Origin of the sequence: Methanolobus halotolerans (assembly GCF_004745425.1) — an archaeon.
Lineage (GTDB): Archaea > Halobacteriota > Methanosarcinia > Methanosarcinales > Methanosarcinaceae > Methanolobus > Methanolobus halotolerans.
Window position 1 is genome coordinate 1 of record NZ_PGGK01000016.1, and the last position, 24,428, is coordinate 24,428.

The window sequence follows — 24,428 nt, forward strand, 5'->3', positions numbered from 1 at the left end:
CTGGCGGCCATAGCGGCAGGGCAATTCCTGTACCCATCCCGAACACAGAAGATAAGCCTGCCCGCGTTCCATACTGTACTGAAGTGCGAGAGCCTTCGGGAACTACGGATCGCTGCTGGCTCACTTACTATTACTTATTACTACTTTTCTGGTTGTTATATGCATGCTGACAGCTTTGTTGTTGATAAGGTTCTATATTCTGTTTTAGTAATTCATAGATTTCTCTAAATCATGCATCATATTTATCTCTATAAGTCTCCGGAATTAATATCCAAAACAGAGCTCTGCATTTGTATTTTTCAAATTATATAGTCAAAAGCATCTTTATAGTATTAAATACGTTCACTCTTTGTTTCTCTCTCGTTCGAAAGTAATGGGGTCAACCGACCCTTGTTACTTTTTCGTGAAAATGGTTGTGTACCTTTGTTAATAGGTCCGTATAATTATTGGGTTAATTATGGAGAGAAAAAATAACTTTTGTTTATAATGCTGACAGCGATATATTTGATTTTTTCGTTATGAAATCGACAGGGCAAACAGCAGAAATGATCGCCTCACTGTACAGGAGAGCTTGGATATCTTTTGTAGTCGCTTTCCTGCAATAACCATACACTTCTGGATATATAATGTCCAGTGAATTGACTATGGTTATTTATTTATGTTTTTTATATCCCCTCTTTTATAATCATAGGACTTTAAGCCATCCTTTTATCATTATTACGGAATTACCACGGGTAAAATAAAGTTGATATAAGGTCTAATCCACAACGGGAACCTTGTTCCTTTTCCTAAGCACTTCATGTATGAAACTGTCCAGCCCCATCCGAACCTGGAGGCACAGAAAAGTACAAAGGACAATGCACCAATCGGAAGGATGCAGTTACTGAAAACAAAGTCTTCCAGATCCATTATACCGGTTCAGCTTCCGAAGGGTTCTATCCATTTCAGGATTGTGAAACCCAGAATACAGGGCAAAGACAGCAGGAAGATGCCGATAGTATTGATAACTGCAGCCATTTTTCTCTCCCATCCCCATTATGTTAAGTCTCCCGGCCCTGCCAATTGCATATTCCATTATAAGGATTGGAAGACCGAGTAAAAGCAGAAATGCCAGATACACTGTTACAAAAGTCGCTCCACCGTATTTTCCTGCAATAAAAGGGAATCTCCATACGTTTCCAAGGCCTATGGCACATCCTGCCGATATAAGAAGAAATCCGAGCCTGGTTGCAAGTTGCTCCCTTTGTATACTGCCTTTTTTCTAACATCGTTTTTCTCCCAGGTTATGATTTATTTAGATGACATTGCTAAATATATTTATTTAGACTACCAGTTCTTATTTTAATTTTATGAGCAAGATCTCTTCGGACCAACAAATAATAAAATCAGATGAGCTCTAATACTCATAATGAATATTTACTGTGGTATCACATGAAAGAATACGACCTTATTGTAATCGGCACGGGTTCCGGAACGAACTATGTTTATCCGATGATGGAAGCGAACCCGGATCTCAAAGTAGCTGTTGTGGACAAGGACGAACCCGGAGGCATCTGCCTGACACGTGGTTGCATACCCTCAAAGATGCTACTCTATCCGGCAGAACTTGCAAGGGACATCCAGAAAGCGCATACTTTCGGCATACAGGTGAATATAGAAAGTATTGATTTCAAGGCTGTAATGGAAAGAATGAGATCTTCTATCTCAAAAGACATCGAAGCTATAAAAAAAGGCTACTCCTACAACCATAGGATCGATTATTACAGGGAAGCAGCCGAATTCGTAGCTCCATATACGCTGAAAGCCGGTGAGGAAACCATCACTGCAAAGATGATCTTTCTAAGTATCGGCTCAAAGCCTGCAATACCGCTGGTCAGGGGTCTTGAAGAGCTCGTTTATCTTACCAGTGACTCTGTACTTTCCCTGGACGATCTCCCCAAAAGTCTTGCAATAATCGGCGGTGGTTATATTGCCGCCGAATACGGGCACTTCTTTTCTTCCATGGGTTCAAAGGTAACGATAATAGGAAGGAACCCTTTTTTCCTGCCAAATGAAGAGCCTGAGATCTCCATCCTTGCAAAAAGGATGATGTCGGACTACATGGATATATTTACGAATTACCAGGTTCTTGAAGTAACTTCATCAGATGCAGGAAAAAATATCCTTGCCAGAAACCGCGAGACTAGTGAAGAGATAGAGATCGTTGCCAGTGAGATACTAGTCGCCACCGGAAGGTCCCCAAACACCGACGTCCTGAAACCGGAAAAGGCTGGCATTGAGACAGATGCCCTGGGATGGATAAAAGTGGACAAGCACATGGAAACATCCTCAAAGAATGTCTGGGCCTTCGGGGATGCAACGGGAAAATATCTTTTCAAGCATGTTGCAAACCATGAGTCCACAGTGGTCTACTATAACGCCGTGCTTGGAAAAAAGGCCAGGGCTGACTATCATGCAGTTCCCCATGCTGTCTTTTCCTATCCTGAGATAGCGGGTGTGGGAATGAGTGAAGCCCGGGCCATAGAGGATTATGGTGAACAGAACATTATAATAGGTTTCTATCGTTTTGACGAGACTGCAAAAGGTATTGCAATGGCTCTTCAGGATGAGTTTGTGAAAATTATCCTTGAAACAGAGACCCAGAAAATACTGGGCGCCCATATAATAGGACCACATGCTTCCGTACTCATCCATGAAATTATCCCTGTCATGTATACCGCTGACCAGAACGCCGATCCGATAATGCACGCAATGGATATCCATCCTTCCTTGAGCGAGGTCATCAAAAGAGCTTTTTACTCAAGGATGCATGTCAGCGATTATCATATGATCATGCAAGGTCTTGGCTTAGAGGAAAATGAAAATCAATGAGCTCGATCAATACTCTGGTTCAATGTAGCGTTGGTATCCCTTAAAGATTAATTCTCTGCTAACACTTTTATTTCTTCTAATTGCTCTGGATCTCAAATAATATCATGAGCCGGTGCGGATATTCCAAACCCGAATACTCGTATTCAAATTCCGGAGCTTGTATGCTCCGTTGTTCTTTCTTTAATTTGACATAGGGAACTCGATGATAAAGGATGATCCTTTTCCGGGTTCACTCTCAACCCGGAAATTGTCCTTAAGCTGCATGTTCTGAAAAGACGGGTTGCACCACAATATTTACCGTTGTTATCCTTGAAAAAGACCATTTCCGGAATGGGATTCAGGAGTCTGCTAAGTATGGATGTCTTCTTTCCCAGTTCATCCCGTACAATACGATGTCTTTATACCTCCTTTTTCAGTCTTTCTGTGCTTGAAACAGTGGGTGCCCAGCTTATTATTCAATATGCAAGCATTAAAGCTTAGTATTTCTCCGAATATGTTCTCTAAAATCAGCTCAAGTATCGTACTTTCAACATATCACTCAATGAACCAGATATCATCACAGGAATCCACGGTGTAACCCAAGTCATTAATGTGAAACCTGCCAAAATGAACTTCCATCCGGTATGGGATATCTCCCTGTTCTTTCTTCCGCAAAACCACAGGTATAAGGTAGGAAATGAGTAGTATTGTAATAAAGGATTCACTTGCCAAGAGTATCCGTCCATACATTTATGAACCTCAACATGTGTGACACTTTTACACTGTACCTGTTGCATATTCCTTGCAAAGCACTTGTATATATAATTTATTATTTTAGTCTATATACTATTAATTTCAAAAAGTGTTCTTGTGTTGCAGATTGCCAATAAAAAAGTGAAGGGAATAAATTGATTAATCCGTCTCGGTAGAAATTCTATAAAAAATAATTAATTGATTTTAAGTAAGAAATTTATTAATAGCATAGAGTACTAAAGCCCCAAAGGCAATATCCTCATCTACCTCTACATGTATAATATAAAACGTATTGGATATCACTTATGAGATATTATGTAGTTCTAAGAACCTTAGGTTCGGTATCCTGGCTGCTTGCAGGGTTTATGTTTGTCCCATTACTGGTGGCTTTATATTTCAGAGAACCATTGTATGTTTTCGCTGTTCCTCTTACGATTATACTCATTTTTGCTTATCTGCTTACATTTTTCTTTAAGGAAAAGGAAAAAGAATGGAATAATAAGGAAGCGATTTTTATTGTTGCATCAACCTGGTTTGTTGCAGCAGTGTTCTACGCCATACCTTATATGCTTGAAGGCGTACCCCTGATAAACGCCTTATTCGAATCCATGTCAGGAGTGACAGCCACTGGAGCAACCGCACTTACAGATATTGAAAGTCACAGTAAAAGCCTTCTTTTCTGGAGAAGCATGACTCAGTGGCTGGGTGGTATGGGTATTATCATGTTGTTCATCGCCATCCTGCCAAAGATCGGGGTTGCAGGAAGGCAGATGTTCCGCGCGGAAGTCCCGGTACTCAAAGAAGAGAAACTGCATCCCAGGATAAGGGAGACGGCTAAGAACCTGTGGCTCATTTACTTTGTACTTTCAATTGTTGAATTCATTGTCCTCATCATGGCAGGCCTGTCACCTTATGATGCTATTACTCATACCTTCACGTCGATATCATGTGCTGGCTTCTCTCCTTATTCCTTCAACATAGCAGCCTTCAATGACCCTGTTGTCGAGATGATATTGCTTTTCTTCATGTTTCTGGGTAGTGTGAATTTTGCCTTGCATTACAAATTTCTATTAACTGACCGGAAAAATATATTCATGGATGAGGAGTTCAAGTTCTATTTTTCAATAATCGTATCTGCAAGCCTTGTTCTTGCCTACACGCTCTTCAGGACGGATGTCTATTCTCTTATCGATGCCTTCAGGTACAGCAGCTTCCACGTGGTCTCAATCCTTACGACCACAGGCTATGCAACAGTTGATTTCAATCTCTGGCCGGACTCGTCAAGGTTCATACTATTCTTGTTGATGTTCATAGGCGGATGCGCGGGTTCCACTTCCGGGGGAGTTAAAGCCGTGCGTTTACTCCTTCTGTTAAAGCATGCGAACAACATACTTTTCAAAACGATTCATCCAAAGGCCGTCACGCCGGTTCGTCTGAATGGCACGATGGTTCCGGAGGGCATCATTAATTCGATAGTGTCTTTTATGGTGGTATATATAATGATTTTTTTTGCCAGCTCTACTTTGCTCTCCCTTCTGGGAATGGATTTTATAACTTCATTGAGCGCCTCTATTGCAACTCTTGGTAATGTAGGACCTGGCCTTGGTCTGGTAGGTCCCATTGAAGGTTATGCCGCCATCCCTGATCTAGGTAAATTGATTCTGATTGCGAACATGTGGATAGGTAGGCTTGAAGTGTTTACAGTCATAGTGCTGCTGCTGCCTGCTTTTTGGAAAAATTGATGAGAAATATGGAAATGGCCATTACAGAAAAACAGGTTTCTACTGTTTCCTGATATTGCTGTAATACATGCACTCGTCTGGTGAGAAAAGTGGCATTCCCACAGATTCCTTTGTCGTCTGCACCGGTGCTCCACGGATAAGCACTGCGGGGATGCTTTCCCCGGCTTCTCCCATAAGTAACTGGGCTGCGGAAACAAGGTTATCGGCAACAGCTTTTCGGGTAATCTTCATCTCCTTTGCGAAAAGGTCCACCGAACCTCTGACATCTTCCACAGGTACTATACCGGAGCTTCCAAGGGCAATGCCAACACATCCGAGTCTGAGGGGCTGTGTACGACTGTCACCAACGATTACTCCTACGTGGCATCTGCAGCGTTTCTCTATATCCCTGCGGATTACTTCAGCGCTCCCCTGTGGATCATCGGGAAGCAGCACAACGTATCCTTCCGGGGCATTGGAACTGTCAATACCTGCATTCGGGGACAGGGTTCCGTCTGTAATTGTAAGTGCGGCACCGGGGACTCCGCCGAATATCTCGTCGCATTCCTGCAGGATAAGTTCCATCTCCCGCGGATCCAGCTGATATTCCAGTGCAAGTTCTTCCGCTTTTTTTGAGGGTTCTACGTCCTCAAGACGGACCAGGCGGTTCTCTGAGGTCGCCAGCGGTGATTCTGCAATGACAAGGATATCATTGTCCTGAAGTTCGACTCCCTGTTTTTCAAGGGCATCTATCAGTATATCAACAATATTGTCCCCGGGTCTGATGAGCGGGGTCCTTATACCGAACATCCGCAAAGACGGATGAACAACCTGCATTCAGTTGTCTCCTGACAGGTAATTTTTCATTATCTTTATAGCGCAATAATCCCCGCACATTGAACAGGGCCCCTCCTCAGGACACATCTGAGCCGGTTTGTCAGGGTCAATTGCAAGTTCTGCCTGTCCTCTCCAATCAAAAGTAGCCCTTTTTCTGGCAAGCATGAGATCATTATCACTTAAACCGTATTTTATGGAATCTCCAATATGGGCTGCAATCCTGAATGCAACAAGCCCTTCTTTTACCTGGTGGGGATTTGGCAGGGACAGATGTTCTGCCGGTGTAATATAGCAGAGATAGTCTGCGCCTGCTCCACTGGCAATGCTTGCACCTACAGCGCCTGCTATGTGGTCGTACCCGACAGCAATATCAGTTGGCAGGGGGCCGGCTACGAATAAAGGGAAATCGGCTTTTTCCTTGTACAAGCTTACGGATTCAGGGATTTCGGATGCCTGGATATGCCCTCCCATGCCATTGATGATCACCTGCACGCCCATACCATTGGCCCTTTTTGCAAGTTCTGCATTCTTTTCGATCTCCATCAGCTGCGCACCGTCCTTCAAATCGTGAATGCATCCGCTTCTCATGGTATTTCCAAGCGAAAGCACGACATCGTTTTTTCTGAGTATTTGCATTATCTCATCAAAATATTCTATGAAAGGATTCTCACAATCATTGAGCAGCATGAAACTGCTGGTAAAGGAACCTCCCTTGGATACCATGCCCATAACTCTCCCGGAGTCTTTCAGTCTTTCAAGCATCTTTCTTTCGACACAATGGAGAAGTACTGAACTTACACCCTCATCTATGTGTTTTTCCAGATATGAAAGGATATCATCAAAGGTAACATTGTCCATGCCACATTCGACGATGGTCTGGTAGACAGGGACAGTCGTAACAGGAAGTTCGGTGTTTTCGAAGACTAATTTACGGATTGCGGAGATATCTCCTCCCATTGACAGGTCTGTAATGGTGGCAGCACCATATCTCTGTGCAATTTTTACCTTTTCAATCTCGGAACCAGGGTCAATTAAGGCCGAAGATGTTCCAAGGTTCACGTTTATTTTAGTGCATGCACCCTTGCCTATGGCAACAGGCGGACATCCTTTGCGTGTCATTATAACAAGGCTGCCGTTTGCAACTCTTTCACGGACAAGTCCTTCTTCGATCCTCTCTTTTATTGCAACCTCCCGCATCTCAGGTGTGAGGGTGTCATCTTTTGCATGATCGATTTGCGTTTTAATCATTATTCTTCTTCCTGATGCCAGCTATTTCGAGTATCTTCGGGGTATTTACATGTTTTCCGATAGGCATTATGTGGATTCCCCGGCAGAGTTCTTTTAGTTCATTTATAGCCTCTGAACATATGGATATACCTTCTTCGATCGGTTTCTCAGCATTTGCCATTCTTTGTGTTACTTCAGCAGGAACATTGATGCCCGGAACGTTCTCGTTCATAAAATGCGCCATTTTTGCAGATTTGAGCGGGATTAACCCGGCAATTACAGGAACTTCAATATCTCCGATCGCTTCCATGAATGCTTCAAATTGCCCTATATCGTAAACCGCCTGTGTCTGGATAAAATCAAGTCCCATCTTTGATTTTTTCCGCAGCTTCATCATCTGCATGTTCTTTGAGGGGTCGGTGTTCGTAACTGCCCCGACTGTGAAAGCAGGCGGTTTATCTATAACGTTACCTGCAAGGTCATGACCTTCTTTCATTCTTCGGATAATATCTAGGAGTTGCACCGAGTCCATGTCATAAACGGGTCTTGCACCCGGATGATCTCCTTTTGTGGTATGATCTCCTGTCATCACACACATATTCCTGACACCCAGCGCAAAGGCTCCCAGAAGTTCTGACTGCAGTGCAAGCCGGTTGCGGTCCCTGCATGTTAGCTGCATAATGACCTCATGGCCTGCATCCAGTAAATTCTTGCTAACTGCGACAGGGCTCATCCGCATGACCGCCCGCTGGTTATCCGTGACATTGAGGGCATCTGCCCAGTTCCGGATTATGTCCGCATCAGCAATAGATTCACTGAGGTCCGTTCCCTTCGGCGGGCTGACCTCTGCTGTGATTAGAAAATCGTCTGATATAAGTTTATTTTTAAATGTCTGGGACATCGAGGGATTATATGCAGGTCCGGTTTTTAAAATCATCGCAGTAAAGAATTAATTTATGGTAAGTTCAGTAGAAGAATTCAGAGTGTTCAAATAGTCACGGTTCTATCTCTTCAATTGTCCATATCTTTTCCAGCAGGTCAAGCCTGTCCATCTTTTGGAGTTTTTTGTATATAAGTTCCCATACACAGTCCTTTTCAGGGTGCACTTCACATTCCCCCTCAATAGATCCTCCACAGGGACCATTAAGAAGCTGCTTCGGGCACTGGCCTTTGGGACAGATTCCACCAAAATAGTAGACTTTGCAATCCCCGCACATGGCACAGAGTTCAGAGACCACCTCTCCCTGTGAAAGTCCTCCCAAGGACTTCGTGTTGTTCGAAGGATAGGCAGGTATGTCTGACATTCTTGCTATAATAGAAACGCCACTGCCGCATGCCATGATAAGGGTGGACCTTGCTTCCTTTATGGAAGGATTCTTTTCCATGAGCGAACTAAAAGATGCCACGCTGCAGGCAGCGCTTGGGACATACCATCCCACCACATGCTTTCCTGCTTCTTCAAGGAGCCGATACATATTCAGCACTTCCGGCTCTCCTCCCACATGCAGTTTTGCTGCACAGGCACCACAGCCAATGATGAAGATGTCGTCCTCGTCCTTTAACAGTTCAATTATCTCTTCAAAGGGTTTTGCAGATGAGATTATCATGGTTCCCTCTGATAACGATGTTCCACGTCCATATCATTCTCAAGGGCCTCTGCTATCATCTCTGCGATGAGCGGGAGGTTGCGCGCCTGGAATGAGAGTTTGCGGACCAGTTTCCCTAATTGCAGGAGCGTACCTATAATGAGAACATCTGTCTTTGCAGTCTCATGGGACACAGCTTCACGCTCAAGGGCAGCATCTCCTCCCCGGGCCAGTATCTCCTGCTTGATTATAAGAGCCTCGGTGGTGGTGATATTGTTCACCCGTATTACCTTGCTAACTGTCTTGTTCTTCATGACCTTCGCACCGGTACCCGTGACACCCATGCCCTTCATGATGTACTCGGCATCATCAGGGTGGATTATATCGATAACGGACACCTCGAAGTTTCCGGATCTCACGATGGGCTGTCTCTTTCTCATCGCCCTTGCAACTTCGACAACATCTCTTGTTTCAGTAATGTCGTGTGTCCTTATGATATGTGCTCCTTTGTGCACAACTATTGCCGTTGCAGCAAGGCTTCCATAGAGCCTTTCGCTTGCCGGCTTATGCAGCACTGCGTCGATGCATGACTTTCTTGAGATTGCTGCAAGCAATGGTCTTTCGAAAACCTTCAGGCTCTCGAACTGGTCCATGGTTTCAAAATCATATATCGGGTCCTTATCGGAAAACCACTTCCCGATAGCAGGGTCAAGTATGAGTTTACCAGTATCCATTCCTCTGGAGTCAGCTCTGGCAATTATCTTCGCAAGAGATTCCATGATGGCATCCATTCCGACAGGGTCTCCGGGAAATTCCCTGGATGCCATTACAACAGCAGGGCAATCATAATCTGCCACAACATCGATCATATGCGGGTCGCTGGTAAATCCCGATACGTCATTGACGATATCTGCACCGTGCTTCAGGGATTCTTCCGCAACGCCCGAATATACTGTATCCACTGAAATGAGTACATCCGTATTGCCTCTTAGGATATCCAGTGCTGGTATCATGCGATTCAGTTCTTCTTCCTCTCCAATGACCGGTCTTGCAAGGGGCCATGTGGAACGGGCACCTATGTCCAGTATGGTTGCACCGTCAGCCACCATCTTATGGGCAACATCAAGAAGAGAATCAGTACTAACGACCGAACCTTTGTAAAAGGATTCCTTGCTGAGGTTGATGACACCCATTAATCGCACTGGGTGCTCATCGCCAACCTTTAAGCCACATATGTCAACATCGACAACCATCATTAAACCTGGTAGGATCAATTCTGTTATAGGGTGAACAATATTCTGTTAAAAAGACAAGTGTACTTATAATATGCTATTCCTTGCTGCCATAAGCACATGCTCCATGAGGATAGCGATAGTCATGGGACCAACTCCTCCGGGAACCGGGGTTATGAGCAAGGCTTTCTTAACAACGTTATCAAAATCAACATCGCCGTATACCTTGCCATTCTCCTCTGTGATGCCAACATCAAAGATGACCGCACCTTCCTTTACCATGTCTGCTTTAATAAGGTGCTTGACGCCTGTCCCGACAACAAGTATGTCTGCATCGGGTGTATATTTTTTCAGGTCGTCAGTGAATACGTGACACACAGAGACAGTTGCATTCCTGTTTATCAGCATCGCTGCCATGGGTTTTCCTACGACGTTGCTGTGTCCCACAACAACTGCGTGTTTACCCTGGATCGGTATGTTGTATTCTTCCAGTGCCCTGATGACACCTTTGGGAGTACAGGGTACAAGACCCTCCTCACCTATGAGGAGCTTACCCATATTGTACGGATGGAAACCATCGGCATCCTTCGCAGGGTCGATGGCAAACATGGCAGATTTTTCATCAAGATGGCCGGGAAGGGGTAGCTGCAGGAGTATTCCATGTATGTCTTCCCTTGTGTTGAGCTCCCATATACGCTGTATGAGTTGCTCCTGGGTGGTGTGCCCGGGCATGTTGTGGTCCTCTGCATGTATGCCGACCCTTTCGCAAGCCTTGTGCTTCAGGCGAACATACATTCTGGATGCGGGATCCGCTCCTACAAGTATTGTTGCAAGTCCGGGGGTGATGCCATTTTCCGTCTGGATCTGGTCAACTCCCTTTCCTATCTGCTCTTCCAATTTCTTCGACAGGCTTCTCCCGTCTATCTTCCTGGAATCGTAGTTCTCTTCTGGCATTATGCAAGCCTCTGTGATATTTTCCCAATAAGGATTGCGTTTCGATCAATATATGGGGAATCCGCTGCAAAGCTGCTCGACATCAGAGCTGATACCATGGAGGACTGTATCGTCTTTGAGATTGCTGATGACTTCGCTGATGTATCCTGCAATCTCTCTCATCTGTTCTTCCTTCATTCCTCTGGTCGTTGTCGCAGGTGTGCCGATCCTGATTCCGCTTGTGATGAACGGACTCCTTGTTTCGAACGGGATAGTATTCTTGTTAAGTACGATACCAGCCTTGCTCAGTGCTGCCTCTGCATCCTTTCCTGTAATGTCGAACTTGTTCAGGTTCACGAGCATGACATGGTTGTCCGTTCCGCCTGAAACGATGTCAAAACCATTGTCCTGCAATTCCTTTGAAAGAACACCTGCATTCTTCACTGTTTGCTGCTGGTCTGTCCTGAACTTATCTCCCATAGCTTCCTTGAATGCAACGGCCTTTGCTGCGATAACATGCATGAGCGGCCCTCCCTGGATTCCAGGGAACACTGCTTTGTTCAGGTTCTTTGCATATTCCTCTTTGCACATGACCATTCCACCCCTTGGACCTCTGAGGGTCTTGTGGGTTGTGGTTGTGACAAAATCTGCGTAAGGTACCGGACTGGGGTGTTCTCCGGCGGCAACTAGTCCTGCGATGTGGGCTATATCTGCAAGCAGGTATGCTTCGACCTCATCGGCGATCTCCCGGAAAGCCTTGAAATCGATCGTCCTTGAGTATGCTGAAGCACCACAGACGATCATCTGCGGTCTTTCAGCTTTTGCCATCTCCATCAGTACATCGTAATCAAGAGCTTCGGTTTCTTTATCAACACCATATGGTACTATAGTATAGAGCTGGCCTGCAAAGTTCACAGGACTTCCATGTGAAAGATGTCCTCCGTGTGAAAGGTCCATGGACATGATAGTGTCGCCGGGTTTGAGTACTGAGAAATAGCACGCCATATTGGCACCGGAGCCTGAGTGTGGCTGTACGTTTACATGCTCGGCACCGAAGATCGCCGTTGCCCTTTCTATGGCAAGGTCCTCTGCAATATCGACGAATTCGCATCCGCCGTAGTAGCGTTTTCCGGAATATCCTTCAGCATATTTGTTCGTCATCACAGAGCCCTGTGCTTCCATTACTGCTCGGCTCGCATAGTTCTCTGATGCTATCAGGTTTAATTTGTAATCCTGACGGTTCGCCTCAAGCTTAAGGGCTTCGGCGATCTCTGGGTCAACTTCCGAGATATAAGACATTTCAATCAACCGTTAGATTCGTGATAATAAGTTATTGAGTAAGTGAATGTAAATTATGTGTGTACTACAACCCTGCCTTCCACTTTAAGTTTACCCTCAACGAAAAGTTTCACAGCCTCGGGCAATATCTTATGCTCCTGTTCAAGTATACGTGCGGCAAGTGTCTCTGCCGTATCATCTTCCATGACAGGCACGCATTTCTGGAGTATTATGGGACCCGTATCCATACCTTCGTCGACGAAGTGTACTGTGCAGCCCGATACCTTCACACCGTAATCGAAGGCCTGTTGCTGGGCGTGCAGTCCCATAAACGACGGGAGCAGTGCGGGATGGATGTTTATTATCCTGTTCCTGTAAGTCCTGATCATTTCCTTTCCCATGATACGCATGTAGCCTGCTAGAAGTATAAGTCCGATATCATGCCCTTTGAGAGCTCTCAATATTTCCTGCTCAAAGGCCTGTTTATTCTCAAAGGATGAAGGATCTATAAAAACGGTGGATATCCTGTGGTTCCGGGCTCTCTCAAGAGCGTAAGCATCTCCTATGTCACTGATAACGACCTTGATTGCTGCATTCTGGATATCCCCGCTTTCTATACTGTCTATCACAGACTGCAGATTGGAGCCCCTTCCTGAAACAAGCACTGCGATATTGATAGTCATTGCTACTCCTAAAGGGATTTCCATATATTAGGGTTTTGGAATTGCCCGGTTAAAAAAAGTCAGGTCTTTAATTTTGTCTTTTTTGTCCTCTCATCGATCAGCTCCGCCAGCTCCTCAGTGCCGGATAGGCGATCGAGCTCTCTCTTCTCGATAAGGATGGTATTCTCGACATTCTGGGTCTTTATATCTCCATTAATGATAAATACAGACTTCGTCATCGTCACACAGGAGATACTGCTCATAAGGTCGGCACGTTTTATCATTGCACTGCTGTAATTACTGATACCTGTAAGCAGCGTGTCGGATGTATTCTTTGAAATGGCTTTGAAAGGTGCCTGGCTGGTTGACATTACCTGATATCCTAACGTATGGAGCATATTCAATATGCCGTCATCAGGCGTTTGCTTTTCAATGATCTCTTCCGGCGCGATATCTATTCTGCCGTGTCTGTCGAAGCGATGCAGCAGATCTATGGATTGTGCCAGGGCCACATCAAGTATTTCCTCGAGGTGGAGGACTATATCAATAGACGCATCCATATTGCCATCCTCATACTTGCTTATCGTCCGCCGTGATACTCCCAGCTCGGAGGCAAGCGACCCAAGTGACATGGGAACCTTCTGGCGTGCTTCTTTTAGTACATCGCCGTCAATGGATACATAGAGTCCTCCGGGTGAAGCCGAGACAAGCGGAGGCATGTCTTCTACAAAATAATCATAAAATGTCTGGACACTGACAGCAGGGATGTCATAACGCATATAGACTACACTGTCTTCAAGCATCTGGTCCCTGGTCTTTGCTCCGACGAGCAGGGCAGAACCCCGCAGGTATCTTGCAAGACATCTCATCTCTCTCGCTGTCTCTTCATTAAGGCCGTCAATATTGTATAGCACCTTACAGAAAAGAAGTGTTTCTGCATTCCTGGCCGCTAGGTCAAAACTTCGGGGCCTTATATTGCAGCGTTTTGAAACGATAAATCCTGCCTGTTTTAATACATCGACTATCTGATGTATTAGAATTTCTTTCGTCATTACGAAATAGGCTTTGTTTGCAAGTCTATATAAATGTATCTATAATGGGCTGATTATATACTTATCAATGTAGTTACTTTATCAATGTTGTTCCGTTTTACAGAGTTCTTCTAACCATGCGGAATCATTAATTGTTATCAGGATCATGTGTTAGTGATTCGATGAGCGGCGATATGATAAAAATAATCATCGGACTCGATGATACCGATTCCAGGGACGGTATGTGTACAACATATCTCGGAGCCCTTATTGCAGATGAACTTTCATCATCCTGTGAACAGGCAGGTGATCTTCTGCTTGTCCGCCTGAACCCTACGATCCCCTATAAGACAAGGGGTAATGCTTCCGTTGCGATCAGTGTGGAGTGCCATGACCCGACACGGGTCATCGGCCATGTGATCTCAAGAATAGCTTCTTTTGCCAGAATGGACTGTGAGAACACAAACCCGGGTGTTGTTTTTGTGCTCGGGGATGATTTCGATGGAGTGAAACCCGAACTGGATGAATTTTTCAGACGGGCTGTAAGGGATGTTATTACCATAGATGAGGCAAAAGCAGTTGCAGGCAAACTTGGCCTGACTTACAGGGCATTCAAGAACGGACGGGGGCTCATTGGTGCACTTGCTGCATGCGGAGCCATGCTGAACCCGGGCTGGGATCATACTTATGAGTACCTTACATACAGAAAGAAGGAGATGTGGGGTACTCCGCGCTTTGTCGACAGCGAATCTCTCTATGAGGCTGACAATTGCACATATCCTGAGACATGGGACTCCGTTGACAGGGTCAACAAAATAGTGGTATGTGTGCCCCGTTCTCCCGATCCCGTGCTTTTTGGTATCAGGGGAAATAGCAGGCAGGCAGTTACAGAGGCTGTGGGAATCGTTCGGTCGGAGGAGATCGAACGTTCGTGCATCTACAGGACGAACCAGGGAACTGATATGCATCTGATCCATGCGGCCGGTGTTGATGATGTGCACGGTATGCATTCCTATATTCTGGAAGGGATCGTTGAGACTGTTGCACATACTATCAAAGGGGGGCATTCCATATTCGTGTTAAGCGATGATTGGGGGAAGACCATTGATTGTGCAGCCTTTGAGCCGACAAAGAACTTCAGGGATGTTGTCCGCAGACTGATTCCCGGAGACCGGGTCATTGTATATGGCAGTGTCATGGACGGGACTTTCAATATCGAGAAGATAAATATCCTGTCTCTTGCAGAGGTGAGTGAAAAAAGGAATCCCGAATGTCCCTCCTGCGGGAAGAGGATGAAATCCGCAGGTGCAGAGCAGGGATATCGGTGCAGAAAATGCGGAACAACCGCACAGGTCCCTGAAACGGTGTGCCTGGAAAGAACTATTGCAGTGGGGTTCTATGAAGTGCCATCATGCGCCAGGCGACATCTTGCAAAACCCCTTATCAGGTTTAAGACCCCGGATACACCCCTTTTCCCTGGCAGGTGACAGCTCAGGCTGTGATGTAGGGCCCTCTGAGCGAGTCAAGGTCCGCGGCGGGAGGAGCTTTCTGTTTATGGAGGTTCGCATGGATCCTTGCAACTACCGAATCCCGCTGTCCGGCTGTCAGTCCAAGTGTGTTCTGCGCCATCTGCGGGCTCTCACCTTCAAGCAGCAGCATAAGGAATCTATCGACCAGTTCATAACTGATCCCCAACTCCTCTTCATCGGTCTGACCTTCCCATAGTCCTGCAGAGGGTGGTTTATTGATTATTTCCACAGGTACTCCCACCAGGTATGCCATTTCCCTGACCTCGCTTTTATAAAGATCTCCTATGGGTTCCAGGTCAACACCGCCGTCTCCGTATTTTGTGAAATACCCAAGAAGTATCTCTGTCTTGTTACCTGTTCCCATGACCATCCTCTCTATGATATTGGCATAATAGTAAAGTATTGACATGCGTATCCTTGCCTTGAGATTACCGTTGGCATGGTTAAAGGACAGCCTGCTGTCAGGTATGGCCTCTATGAAAGATGTGAGGGGGCCGGAGATATCTATGGTCTTGAACTCGATCCCAAGGCGTTCTGCCACCTCTGTGGCATCAAGGACATCTTCTGCCGGGGTGAGTTTGAGTTCGGGCATGTGGATCCCAAGCACATTCTCTTTTCCCAGGGCTTCAACAGTAAGATATGCTGTCAAAGCCGAATCAATACCTCCGCTGATTCCTACAACAGCTCCTTTAACTCCTGCTTCCTCTGCCCTGTCCCTGATAAAATTAACGACAATATCCTTGGCTTTATTGATGTCCATGTTACCTGACCTGTATACTTTAGGAGCTATCAGCAATAATGCTTAATCTTTTTTACCCTGGGTAGTTGACAACTTAATGCCCTCATCACTTATGTCATAAATGATAGGATCCAGGGAAATCCTTGTACCTCTCATTTTAGGAATATACATGAAACGCTCCATCTTTCCAGTGTACGGATTTTCCTTTACCATTAGCCTGATAGTTCCGTATGTGGAATATTCAGATATCCGGTATGTCAGCTCATGAGCTGTTTTGTCCATCATCAACAACGCTGTCATTTTCTGTGTTGAGAGGAAATATGTAAGTTCTTCCAGTTTATCCCTGAAAGACCGAAGATCGGTTCCTATTGAAAACGTACCTATATTGTCGACAACAATTGCTTCTGCATCATCTGCTATTAAATGCGTGAGGTTGTTAAGGTCATCCATATGCATGCCTGTATACTGTGAACCATCCGTTGAAATTCCGGTGTAAGAAGTCCTCATCTCAAGTATGCGCATTATTGATAAGCGGTTTTCCTTAAAGAAAGGTTCAAGATCAAACCCCAGCAGTTTTGCATGGAGGAGTATCTTTTCAGGAGTTTCTTCCGTAGCTATCATCATACACTTCTTGCCTTCCATGCATGCCTGATGAAGGAACTGTATTCCCAGAATGGTCTTTCCGGTTCCGGGTTCTCCGGTTATGAGAATCGATTCTCCCTCGGGGTAACCTCCCTGCAGTTTTTTATCAAGCCTGGGTATGCCTGTAGATAACCTGTTCATTATGATCAACTTTAATTGTACATCATAAATATATATAATATTCTATTACAATCTGTATTATTATACGTATTTTAAGTTATCTTTCCAACTTATGCCGGTGGATGTGGGTACCCAAAGAGTTAATCAGGGTCGGATTCATTATATGGGTGATGGTCTACTTTATAGCCGATTCAGCAGTCTTTATCATGGGTAAGGATATCGATCCTGTGAGTATCATAACGGTCAGTTCTGTTGTGGGGGAACTTAGAAGTTCGGAAGCTTCGCTGAGATTCGAGCTTGCCCTTGAAGGGGGGGCAAAGGTGGAGATGCCGGATCCTGTTGTGAGAAGAAGGGTGCTTGAGGTGGCTGAAAGTACACGGGATGTCGAGGAGTTATCGGCAACGGATATTGACATACTTTCCAAGGCACTTGAATATGGGAATGATGCCGTGTTGCTCAGCGATGATTATGCGGTACAGAACGTTGCGCAAGTGCTGGGTATCATGGTGAAACCTGTGGTCCAGAAGGAGATACGTGACGTGCTACAGTGGCAAAAGGAATGCACCGGATGTCGCAGGCGCTTTGATACAGGGGACATTTGCCAGGTATGTGGTTCCACTCTGAGAAAAAGACGCAAAAGAAAAATATAACATCTTTCACATATAATAAGAACTATGAATCTTATCTTATGTTAGCGGGGTTCACATGAAGAATATTGATAAATTGATCCAGAAAGCTGTGGAGTTACAGGCGAACGGGCTTGTCACAAGGCAGATAGCAGATGAACTGAATGTTTCCAGAGATACGGTAACCTGGCTTTTGACTCGTTCTAAGAAAGAAGAGGTCCCTCCTGCTCCCAAGGATATTTCCGTAAACTGGAGCAGTATTGGGAAAAGTGCTTTCAGGCTCCGGCATATTGGTATCGCGCTTTGTGACATGGTACTGGACACTATGGCGGAAACGGCTACAGAAGCCGATGTGGTCGTAGGAATCGGCCTGAGCGGTGTTCCACTTGCAAGTCTTATGGCAGATGAACTTGAACTGGAACTTTCGGTTTATCATGCATACAACGAACAGAGCGATCAAGCACAGAACAGAGGTGCCTTCAGCAGGAATTTTTCAAGCATCAATGGCAAGAAGTGTATTATTGTTGATGATGTAATCACAACCGGAAGCACAATGAACGATGTTATCAACCATCTGAGAAGCGCCGGTGCAAAACCGATTGCAGTTGCAGTTCTTGTTGATAAGAGCGGTTCGGAGCTCATATCCGAGGTACCTGTGAATTCACTGGTCCGTATAGTACGGGTTGACTGAATAATTACATTTAAGGATGGAGAAGTGTTAATCCACTTCTACTGATCCTACTTTTTCTGCAAGCTTTGATAATACTTCGGTACGCATACCTTCAACGAACTTGATACTGCCCACAACCAGGTGTCCTCCTCCGTTGACCCCTCCGCCTTTTACTTCTTCGTGGAGCTCCCTTACCATCTGCGGAATGTTCATCCTGACCCCTTTTGAGCGGATGACTGCAAAGTCTGGGCCGAAACCAAGAGTTATCACAGGTTTTCCTTCGAATTTCTTACACAGGCGGTCATGGACTTCTCCAGATGTCTTTCCCGGTGGCGGGAATGTGAACTTGTGAGCATAGTTCTCAACATCTAGGACATTTAACAGTGCTCCGTTTGGAAGTGTCTGTGTCTTCACATGGGCCATGCATACGTCTATCTGTTCGGATATCATCTCGTTTGCCTGCTCGCACAGCAGTTTCACCAGGTTTTTGTGTACCTTTGTGTCACCGAAGTTCAGGATATCATCAAGTATGCCTTTGCCATTGTTGAACTTGAGCCAGTATGCCTCAAAGTCAAGGGCAAGGGCCATGTCTTTCAGGTCCTGCAGGGAGTATGCATCGGAAACCATGCTGATATACGCCTTCGCTTCTTCTGCCTCGGAGCGGTCCCCGACAGCCGCGACCGCAGGAAGATGCTTTATCTGTGCCTCTACATCCGGATTCAGCATGCGTGCAACCTCTGTGCACAACATTCCTGCCGTCATGCCGAAGTCACCACCGACGTGTGCGGGGTTCACATGTGCGATAAGGTAATCATCAACTTCCTTGTCCGGATGGTGATGGTCCACAACTATCATATTGATGCCGTATACTCTGGCCTGTTTCATGGCGGGTACATCTTCAAGTGTGGAACCGTTGTCCACACTGACAACAAGGGGCATCTTCTGGCCGTGGCGTGCTACATCCTCAACTGCGAAAGTTATATCGCGCACAACATCTGTCATTTCATAGAAGGGTGCCTTGGAGGGAGCCCTCTTATAGAAATAATATTCCCCGTCCTGGCCATTGACCTCACGTATGAGTGGCAGAATTGCCTTTTCAATTGCCAGGGCCGCTGTCATTCCGTCGGCATCCGCATGGTGGCGGAGCAATATAGGAGTTGACTTAATGACAGCCTTGCGTATCTCCTTTGCAACTTTCATCATGGCCGGTCTGAGCTTCTCAAGAACCTCGCTATCTACCATGAACTCAATATCATGAGGTTCAGCCCTTCTGTCAAGTGCAGCCTCTATACGCTTCAAGATCTCGGACTCCTTTGGCCCGCTCAGCTTCTTAAGGCTCTTAATCTCAAGTTGTACGCTATCACCACGGGCAGTGATCTCGCCTGTGGCGGAGACGATCATATCCGAGCTTATGTGGGGGTATGCTCTTTCCCCTGCACTCTCAAAAGCAGCAGCAGATACCTGGCCGGTCTCGTCAGCAATAGTGAAAATAGTAGGTCCTGCGGTTTGTTTTACCTGGATGACCTCTCCTTCCAGTTTTACATTCATTCCAACGAGTTTGGAGACTTCGGTTGCGAGTTTAACAGGCAAACCCTTCTCAAGCTCTACGGTCTGGTACTCTTTTATCTTGACGGGTAAAAGGTCCAGCTTGCCCTTTGGCCTGATCTCCTTGACACCGACTATGACCGGTTCACCGACCTTAAGTTCTTCTTTTATGTTACTGGAATGTATCAGTCCTCTGAGGTTGGAATTCAGGTCGACGAAAACCCCGAAATCAGCAAGATTCCTGACAACTGCGTGGTAATATTTCCCGATCTCCACTTCATTGATATCGCAGGAATCATCAAGCTTATAGACTACCTGCTTTTTGGAGCAGCCAGCACATACCTCTTCACCGTTGTATAGGTCTGCTATTGCATTCCCGCATATTTTACACTTATAAAATGCGCCTTTTCCGGAACATTCAATACAAATATCTCTTGTTTCCACCTCACCTGTTCCGCCACAGCGGTCACAGTTTGAACCGTTTTTGAGAAAGCTGTCTACATCTTTCTGTGAAAGTTTCATGAGATCTACGGATTTTGATTTTCCCGCCCCTTTGCATTCGGGGCACTTACTTGAGCCGACGACATTGTAACCTTTCCCGTCGCACTCATTACATTTTTCGCTCATTATATCAAGTCCTAAATGGTATATGTTAGATTTATGTCTTTGCTTGGATGATTATTCTATTTATAAGCCCTGCCTTTTTAATGTGTTTACTGAACTTGTTTTGATGCGGAGGTTTGAAATTATTAACATCAAAATCAATCACATTAATAAATGATAAAATAGTTCTACTATTTGCTGGGCCTGAAGGTTATTGATCCAATGATAACAATTTGCTATCATACTTTCGTGTACATTCCCCTCAAATAAGATATCAGGCCCATCTCCTATATATCTTCTCAGAACGTATTTAACTTTTGACCGATGTGTTTTTAATATTCAGGCTCTTTTTATTGATTATTGATATTTTAATGAGGAGCGTGTTATAGTGCCCAATGGTGAACTTTTAATTCTGATAGTGGCAGTCTTTGTATTCATAATTCTGTCAAAAGCGATACAGATCGTCAATGAGTATGAGCGTGTGGTAATTTTCCGTTTAGGTAGATTGAGCGGTGTGAAGGGTCCCGGCCTGTTCTTTATAATCCCCATTGTAGATACTGTGGTGAAAGTGGGGCTTCGTGTGGTCACCATAGATGTACCCAAGCAGGTTGTGATCACCAAGGATAACGTAACGGTGGCAGTTGATGCCGTTATTTATTATAAGGTAATAGATCCTTCAAGGGCAGTCAACGAAGTTGAGAATTACAGGTATGCTACATCCTCCCTGTCCCAGACAACCCTTCGTGATGTCATCGGGCAGATAGAGCTGGATGACGTTTTGTCCAAAAGGGAGGAGATCAACCTGCAGATACAGGAGCTTCTGGACACCTACACAGATCCCTGGGGCATCAAGGTTACAAACGTGACCATGAGAGATGTGAACATCGATGAAACAATGTTGCGTGCAATTGCAAAGCAGGCAGAGGCAGAACGTGAGAAACGTGCCCGTATCATCCTTGCTGAGGGTGAGTTCAATGCTGCCGAAAAGATGAAAGATGCAGCCAAGTTGTATGAGCAGGTACCTGTAACCATAAAACTGAGGGAGTTACAAACACTGGCGGAGATCTCCAGAGAAGGGAATATGATAGTTGTTTCAGGCTCTACTAATATGGGAGATATCGCAGCTATGTCAAAGGCATTCTCAAAGCAAAGTTAAGCCGAAGGAATAATATGAGATCCCTGCAAAGGTTTTGTATTTTTCTCTTTTTATTTTTGACAGTGACTTCAGCTTTACTGCCGGGTATTACCACGGCCCAGGAAGACCGGAGAGTGCTGGTGCTCGAGATATCCGATTCAATCACACCGGTCTCTGATGATATCGTTGCTGATGCTATAGCCTTTGCAGAGCAAGAGGGTTACCAAGCACTTGTGATAACTCTGAATACTCCGGGAGGAGGTCTTGATGAGACCCTCAACATTATGGAACAGATCGCGGCCACAGATGTGCCTGTGATAGGATATGTGTATCCCGAAGGTGGCAATGCCTGGTCTGCAGGCACGCTGATACTCATCAGTACGGATATAGCCGCAATGGCTCCGTTCACTGTGGTCGGTTCTGCCCAGCCCGTGACAATGACAGCAGGAGGGACTGAACCGGTCAATGATTCCAAGATCGTCAATGCCCTGGTAACGCGTGCAACCGAGAATGCCAGAAAGCATGAGCGTAACCAGACTGCAGCCCGGGAGTTCATCACAGAGAACCTGAACCTTGATGCTGAGACTGCGCTGGAATATAATGTAATAGAGTATGTATCCCCTTCTGTTGAGGATCTGCTTATGCAGGTTGACGGGGAAGAGATCAAGGGCAGGGTGCTTGAGACGGAAGGTGCCACGGTAGTGAACTATGATACTCCTCTCAGACTTGCCTTCATGAACATTATATCCAATCCCATCATTTCCTCATTGTTGCTGCTGTTGGGGATATATGCGATAATACTCGGGATATCAAACCCCGGATTCGGGGCTGAACTGTTCGGAATTGTAGCGATTGCTCTGGGTCTCATCGGCACCGGCTTTGACGTGAATATCGGGGCAATTTTCCTTGTACTTGTAGGTATAGGTTTGCTGGTACTGGAATTACAGGCCCCGGGATTCGGGGTGTTTGGGATTGCAGGGCTTGTCTGTATAGTTGCCGGAAGTGTACTGCTTGCTCCTACGGATTTCCCGGGGAACTACACTCCTGCGGATTTCCAGAGAACCATCCTGCTCTCAATAGTGGCTCCAACGATCCTGGTTGGTATCTTCCTGCTCTTTGCCCTGTACAAGGTAATGGAAGTAAGGAAGCGTAAACCTCAGTTCGGTGAACTGATCGGTGAGATGGCAACTGTCATCAGGCCCATTGAACCCGGGATCGAAGGCTACGTACTTCACATGGGGGAGTACTGGAAGGCCCGCTCAGGGGTGTCGATACAGAAGGGAGAAAAGGTTACTATCCTGGAGAAGGATGGTGTGGTACTGGTCGTGGAGCCTGTGGAAGAAGAAAAAGCAGAAAGTGCGGATGAATAGATCCTGTCTATCCTTTCCTCACTTTTTCTATTACCCTTTCCTTTTTGGCTATGGCCTCAAGGGTTGCCATGTCAACGGCCCTTTGCATCTCCCCGAAATCACGGGGCTCTTCTTCACCTATCATTTTCTTGATGGGTGTATATGCGGATTCCCTGAAGCGCGGGGTGAAATCTCTCAGTTCCCCGTCCATCTCTATCATGGCACCGCTGCCCTCTTCGACCTTTCCTATGATGCTTATGCCGACCCCTGCCGACCTTATGGTTTCCATGATGCTGTCAGCCACTTCTCCCGGGGCGATAATGAGCAGGGCATCCAGTGAGACTCCCAGGTAGTCAATTTCCAGGGACTCGAGCATCTCAAGTACTACGGGGTTCACAAGTCTTCTCATTTCCCTCTCCAGGAACACGAGCCTGACACCTGCGGTCCTTGATATCTCCTTTGCGTCACCGCGTATGCCGCCGTTGGTGACATCTGTCATTGCATGGATATGTTTCACAAGGCCTGAATCCAGAAGCTTCTCGCATGCCTCCAGGAACTTTATGTTGATGGTCTCATCCACAACCTCATGCTTTCCATAGTACAGTGCGGCTGTGGAAATAGTGCCACCGCCAGCTCCCTCTGTCATGAGGATCACATCACCTACCTGTGTCTGCTCCCGTGCAGTGAGGTCCGATGCAACACCCACAGCCCCGACGCCGCCTGTCATGCGCTCGCCTATGACCATGTCCCCTCCGATCCTGAGGGTGCTTCCGGTGATAAGTGGTATCCCTGAAAGTTCCGCTACAGTTGTGATGCCTGCGATGTGATCAAGGACCTTACCCACATCCCCGTCATCCGCAACATGGATGTCCGAGAGCATTGCGACTGGTCTTGCGCCCATCACGTAAACGTCCCTCAGGGCCGCACGTGCTACGTGGAAGCCTGCAAGGAAGGAGAAGTCGCTTAAACGGGAATGCATGCCGTCAACGGTCAATATGATGTATTCTCCGGCTTCTCTGGCCCGGACAACACCCGAATCGTCAAGATGGGTGGTGTCAACCACGGCACTGGTCTTACCGATTATCTCTGCTATTCTCTCATGGGTATAAAAATCACCAATGCCCCTTGAACCGACACCGAACTCCCCCATGGTCACTCCTGATATGGTGGGCTCGAGCACATCACCGCTGACATTGATCGTAGCCTCTGCTTCCACTATGGCGGCCCTGGCAAGATTACGGGCATGTTCTGTGCTGCAATGCTTTTTTACTTCCAGTATCCTTGAGGTGAGTTTCTCCTCGAGATCTGACTCTTTATTAATGAGCCCTCTTTTTGCGTAGCCTTCGATGTCCATGTTTTT

The 24,428-nt window shown here is 46.0% G+C and carries 20 protein-coding genes, 1 rRNA gene and 1 pseudogene; 8 read left to right on the forward strand and 14 right to left on the reverse strand.

What is annotated here, in order from left to right; all coding sequences use genetic code 11:
* Positions 1–121: ribosomal RNA gene (gene rrf / locus CUN85_RS11195) — 5S ribosomal RNA — on the forward strand.
* A gap of 936 nt (positions 122–1,057) precedes the next feature.
* On the opposite strand, the pseudogene CUN85_RS13560 reads toward rrf, so the two are convergent.
* A pseudogene (locus CUN85_RS13560) lies at positions 1,058–1,249 on the reverse strand (sodium-dependent transporter); the annotation flags it as partial.
* A 182-nt stretch (positions 1,250–1,431) separates the two neighbouring features.
* Here CUN85_RS13560 and CUN85_RS11205 point away from each other — a divergent pair.
* Together CUN85_RS11205 and CUN85_RS11210 are read left to right on the forward strand one after the other, a co-directional pair.
* Complete coding sequence (locus CUN85_RS11205) at positions 1,432–2,871, forward strand: dihydrolipoyl dehydrogenase (protein ID WP_135390407.1); 1,440 nt, start codon at positions 1,432–1,434, stop codon at positions 2,869–2,871.
* A 1,037-nt stretch (positions 2,872–3,908) separates the two neighbouring features.
* A complete protein-coding gene (locus tag CUN85_RS11210) occupies positions 3,909–5,345 on the forward strand; it encodes a TrkH family potassium uptake protein (RefSeq protein ID WP_135390408.1) in 1,437 nt (478 codons plus the stop codon).
* Between the two features lie 39 nt (positions 5,346–5,384).
* On the opposite strand, the gene cofE is transcribed toward CUN85_RS11210, so the two are convergent.
* The 9 genes from cofE to CUN85_RS11255 form a co-directional block, all read right to left on the reverse strand.
* Positions 5,385–6,161, reverse strand: a complete 777-nt coding sequence (gene cofE / locus CUN85_RS11215; protein WP_135390409.1) for a coenzyme F420-0:L-glutamate ligase — start codon at positions 6,159–6,161, stop codon at positions 5,385–5,387.
* Positions 6,162–7,409: a phosphomethylpyrimidine synthase ThiC gene (gene thiC / locus CUN85_RS11220; protein WP_135390410.1), complete on the reverse strand. Its 1,248-nt coding sequence runs from the start codon at positions 7,407–7,409 to the stop codon at positions 6,162–6,164.
* On the reverse strand, positions 7,402–8,289 hold the full coding sequence (locus tag CUN85_RS11225; protein ID WP_135390411.1) for a methylenetetrahydrofolate reductase: 888 nt from the start codon (positions 8,287–8,289) through the stop codon (positions 7,402–7,404). Before CUN85_RS11225 ends, thiC begins: the two co-directional genes overlap by 8 nt.
* A 94-nt stretch (positions 8,290–8,383) precedes the next feature.
* Entirely contained in the window at positions 8,384–8,995 is a 612-nt protein-coding gene (locus CUN85_RS11230) for a methylenetetrahydrofolate reductase C-terminal domain-containing protein (protein ID WP_135390412.1), read from the reverse strand.
* Positions 8,992–10,227 (reverse strand): dihydropteroate synthase, encoded by a 1,236-nt coding sequence (gene folP, locus CUN85_RS11235; protein ID WP_135390452.1) that lies wholly within the window; start codon positions 10,225–10,227, stop codon positions 8,992–8,994. The genes CUN85_RS11230 and folP overlap by 4 nt, the downstream gene beginning before the upstream one ends.
* A gap of 66 nt (positions 10,228–10,293) precedes the next feature.
* Positions 10,294–11,160, reverse strand: a complete 867-nt coding sequence (locus CUN85_RS11240) for a bifunctional methylenetetrahydrofolate dehydrogenase/methenyltetrahydrofolate cyclohydrolase (protein WP_135390413.1) — start codon at positions 11,158–11,160, stop codon at positions 10,294–10,296.
* Positions 11,161–11,205: 45 nt separating this feature from the next.
* The gene (gene glyA / locus CUN85_RS11245; protein WP_135390414.1) at positions 11,206–12,438 is read right to left on the reverse strand and encodes a serine hydroxymethyltransferase; all 1,233 of its coding nucleotides are present in this window, start codon (positions 12,436–12,438) and stop codon (positions 11,206–11,208) included.
* A gap of 53 nt (positions 12,439–12,491) precedes the next feature.
* Positions 12,492–13,100: a phosphoribosylglycinamide formyltransferase gene (gene purN, locus CUN85_RS11250; protein ID WP_135390453.1), complete on the reverse strand. Its 609-nt coding sequence runs from the start codon at positions 13,098–13,100 to the stop codon at positions 12,492–12,494.
* Positions 13,101–13,159: 59 nt separating this feature from the next.
* Positions 13,160–14,131, reverse strand: coding sequence for a transcriptional regulator (locus CUN85_RS11255; RefSeq protein WP_135390415.1), 972 nt, complete (start codon positions 14,129–14,131; stop codon positions 13,160–13,162).
* Between the two features lie 161 nt (positions 14,132–14,292).
* On the opposite strand from CUN85_RS11255, the gene CUN85_RS11260 reads away from it, so the two are divergent.
* Positions 14,293–15,597, forward strand: coding sequence for a tRNA(Ile)(2)-agmatinylcytidine synthase (locus CUN85_RS11260; RefSeq protein WP_135390416.1), 1,305 nt, complete (start codon positions 14,293–14,295; stop codon positions 15,595–15,597).
* Between the two features lie 4 nt (positions 15,598–15,601).
* Here the strand turns inward: CUN85_RS11260 and CUN85_RS11265 are convergent, their stop codons facing one another.
* Together CUN85_RS11265 and CUN85_RS11270 are read right to left on the reverse strand one after the other, a co-directional pair.
* Positions 15,602–16,399 carry an NAD+ synthase gene (locus CUN85_RS11265; RefSeq protein WP_135390417.1) on the reverse strand — a complete coding sequence of 266 codons (798 nt, stop codon included), beginning with the start codon at positions 16,397–16,399 and terminating at the stop codon, positions 15,602–15,604.
* Positions 16,400–16,441: 42 nt separating this feature from the next.
* Positions 16,442–17,161: an RAD55 family ATPase gene (locus CUN85_RS11270; protein ID WP_135390418.1), complete on the reverse strand. Its 720-nt coding sequence runs from the start codon at positions 17,159–17,161 to the stop codon at positions 16,442–16,444.
* 149 nt (positions 17,162–17,310) lie between these two features.
* Between CUN85_RS11270 and CUN85_RS11275 the strand changes: the two genes are divergently transcribed.
* Together CUN85_RS11275 and CUN85_RS11280 are read left to right on the forward strand one after the other, a co-directional pair.
* A complete protein-coding gene (locus tag CUN85_RS11275; RefSeq protein ID WP_135390419.1) occupies positions 17,311–17,790 on the forward strand; it encodes an NOB1 family endonuclease in 480 nt (159 codons plus the stop codon).
* 55 nt (positions 17,791–17,845) lie between these two features.
* Entirely contained in the window at positions 17,846–18,457 is a 612-nt protein-coding gene (locus CUN85_RS11280; RefSeq protein WP_135390420.1) for an orotate phosphoribosyltransferase-like protein, read from the forward strand.
* Between the two features lie 27 nt (positions 18,458–18,484).
* Here CUN85_RS11280 and CUN85_RS11285 read toward each other — a convergent pair whose 3' ends face one another.
* Entirely contained in the window at positions 18,485–20,608 is a 2,124-nt protein-coding gene (locus CUN85_RS11285) for a DHH family phosphoesterase (protein ID WP_135390421.1), read from the reverse strand.
* A gap of 364 nt (positions 20,609–20,972) precedes the next feature.
* Here CUN85_RS11285 and CUN85_RS11290 point away from each other — a divergent pair, with 364 nt between their 5' ends.
* Together CUN85_RS11290 and CUN85_RS11295 are read left to right on the forward strand one after the other, a co-directional pair.
* Complete coding sequence (locus CUN85_RS11290) at positions 20,973–21,740, forward strand: slipin family protein (protein WP_394346226.1); 768 nt, start codon at positions 20,973–20,975, stop codon at positions 21,738–21,740.
* A gap of 14 nt (positions 21,741–21,754) precedes the next feature.
* Positions 21,755–23,089: an NfeD family protein gene (locus CUN85_RS11295; RefSeq protein WP_135390423.1), complete on the forward strand. Its 1,335-nt coding sequence runs from the start codon at positions 21,755–21,757 to the stop codon at positions 23,087–23,089.
* A 7-nt stretch (positions 23,090–23,096) separates the two neighbouring features.
* Here CUN85_RS11295 and CUN85_RS11300 read toward each other — a convergent pair whose 3' ends face one another.
* Complete coding sequence (locus CUN85_RS11300; protein WP_135390424.1) at positions 23,097–24,422, reverse strand: AIR synthase-related protein; 1,326 nt, start codon at positions 24,420–24,422, stop codon at positions 23,097–23,099.
* Positions 24,423–24,428: the final 6 nt, after the last annotated feature.

Excerpts from the sequence above, each read along its gene's own strand:
- CUN85_RS11205 (WP_135390407.1), top strand. The coding sequence starts at position 1,432 with ATGAAAGAATACGACCTTATTGTAATCGGCACGGGTTCCGGAACGAAC.
- CUN85_RS11210 (WP_135390408.1), top strand. The coding sequence starts at position 3,909 with ATGAGATATTATGTAGTTCTAAGAACCTTAGGTTCGGTATCCTGGCTG.
- cofE (WP_135390409.1), bottom strand. The coding sequence starts at position 6,161 with ATGCAGGTTGTTCATCCGTCTTTGCGGATGTTCGGTATAAGGACCCCG.
- thiC (WP_135390410.1), bottom strand. The coding sequence starts at position 7,409 with ATGATTAAAACGCAAATCGATCATGCAAAAGATGACACCCTCACACCT.
- CUN85_RS11225 (WP_135390411.1), bottom strand. The coding sequence starts at position 8,289 with ATGTCCCAGACATTTAAAAATAAACTTATATCAGACGATTTTCTAATC.
- CUN85_RS11230 (WP_135390412.1), bottom strand. The coding sequence starts at position 8,995 with ATGATAATCTCATCTGCAAAACCCTTTGAAGAGATAATTGAACTGTTA.
- folP (WP_135390452.1), bottom strand. The coding sequence starts at position 10,227 with ATGGTTGTCGATGTTGACATATGTGGCTTAAAGGTTGGCGATGAGCAC.
- CUN85_RS11240 (WP_135390413.1), bottom strand. The coding sequence starts at position 11,160 with ATGCCAGAAGAGAACTACGATTCCAGGAAGATAGACGGGAGAAGCCTG.
- glyA (WP_135390414.1), bottom strand. The coding sequence starts at position 12,438 with ATGTCTTATATCTCGGAAGTTGACCCAGAGATCGCCGAAGCCCTTAAG.
- purN (WP_135390453.1), bottom strand. The coding sequence starts at position 13,100 with ATGACTATCAATATCGCAGTGCTTGTTTCAGGAAGGGGCTCCAATCTG.
- CUN85_RS11255 (WP_135390415.1), bottom strand. The coding sequence starts at position 14,131 with ATGACGAAAGAAATTCTAATACATCAGATAGTCGATGTATTAAAACAG.
- CUN85_RS11260 (WP_135390416.1), top strand. The coding sequence starts at position 14,293 with ATGAGCGGCGATATGATAAAAATAATCATCGGACTCGATGATACCGAT.
- CUN85_RS11265 (WP_135390417.1), bottom strand. The coding sequence starts at position 16,399 with ATGGACATCAATAAAGCCAAGGATATTGTCGTTAATTTTATCAGGGAC.
- CUN85_RS11270 (WP_135390418.1), bottom strand. The coding sequence starts at position 17,161 with ATGAACAGGTTATCTACAGGCATACCCAGGCTTGATAAAAAACTGCAG.
- CUN85_RS11275 (WP_135390419.1), top strand. The coding sequence starts at position 17,311 with ATGGTCTACTTTATAGCCGATTCAGCAGTCTTTATCATGGGTAAGGAT.
- CUN85_RS11280 (WP_135390420.1), top strand. The coding sequence starts at position 17,846 with ATGAAGAATATTGATAAATTGATCCAGAAAGCTGTGGAGTTACAGGCG.
- CUN85_RS11285 (WP_135390421.1), bottom strand. The coding sequence starts at position 20,608 with ATGAGCGAAAAATGTAATGAGTGCGACGGGAAAGGTTACAATGTCGTC.
- CUN85_RS11295 (WP_135390423.1), top strand. The coding sequence starts at position 21,755 with ATGAGATCCCTGCAAAGGTTTTGTATTTTTCTCTTTTTATTTTTGACA.
- CUN85_RS11300 (WP_135390424.1), bottom strand. The coding sequence starts at position 24,422 with ATGGACATCGAAGGCTACGCAAAAAGAGGGCTCATTAATAAAGAGTCA.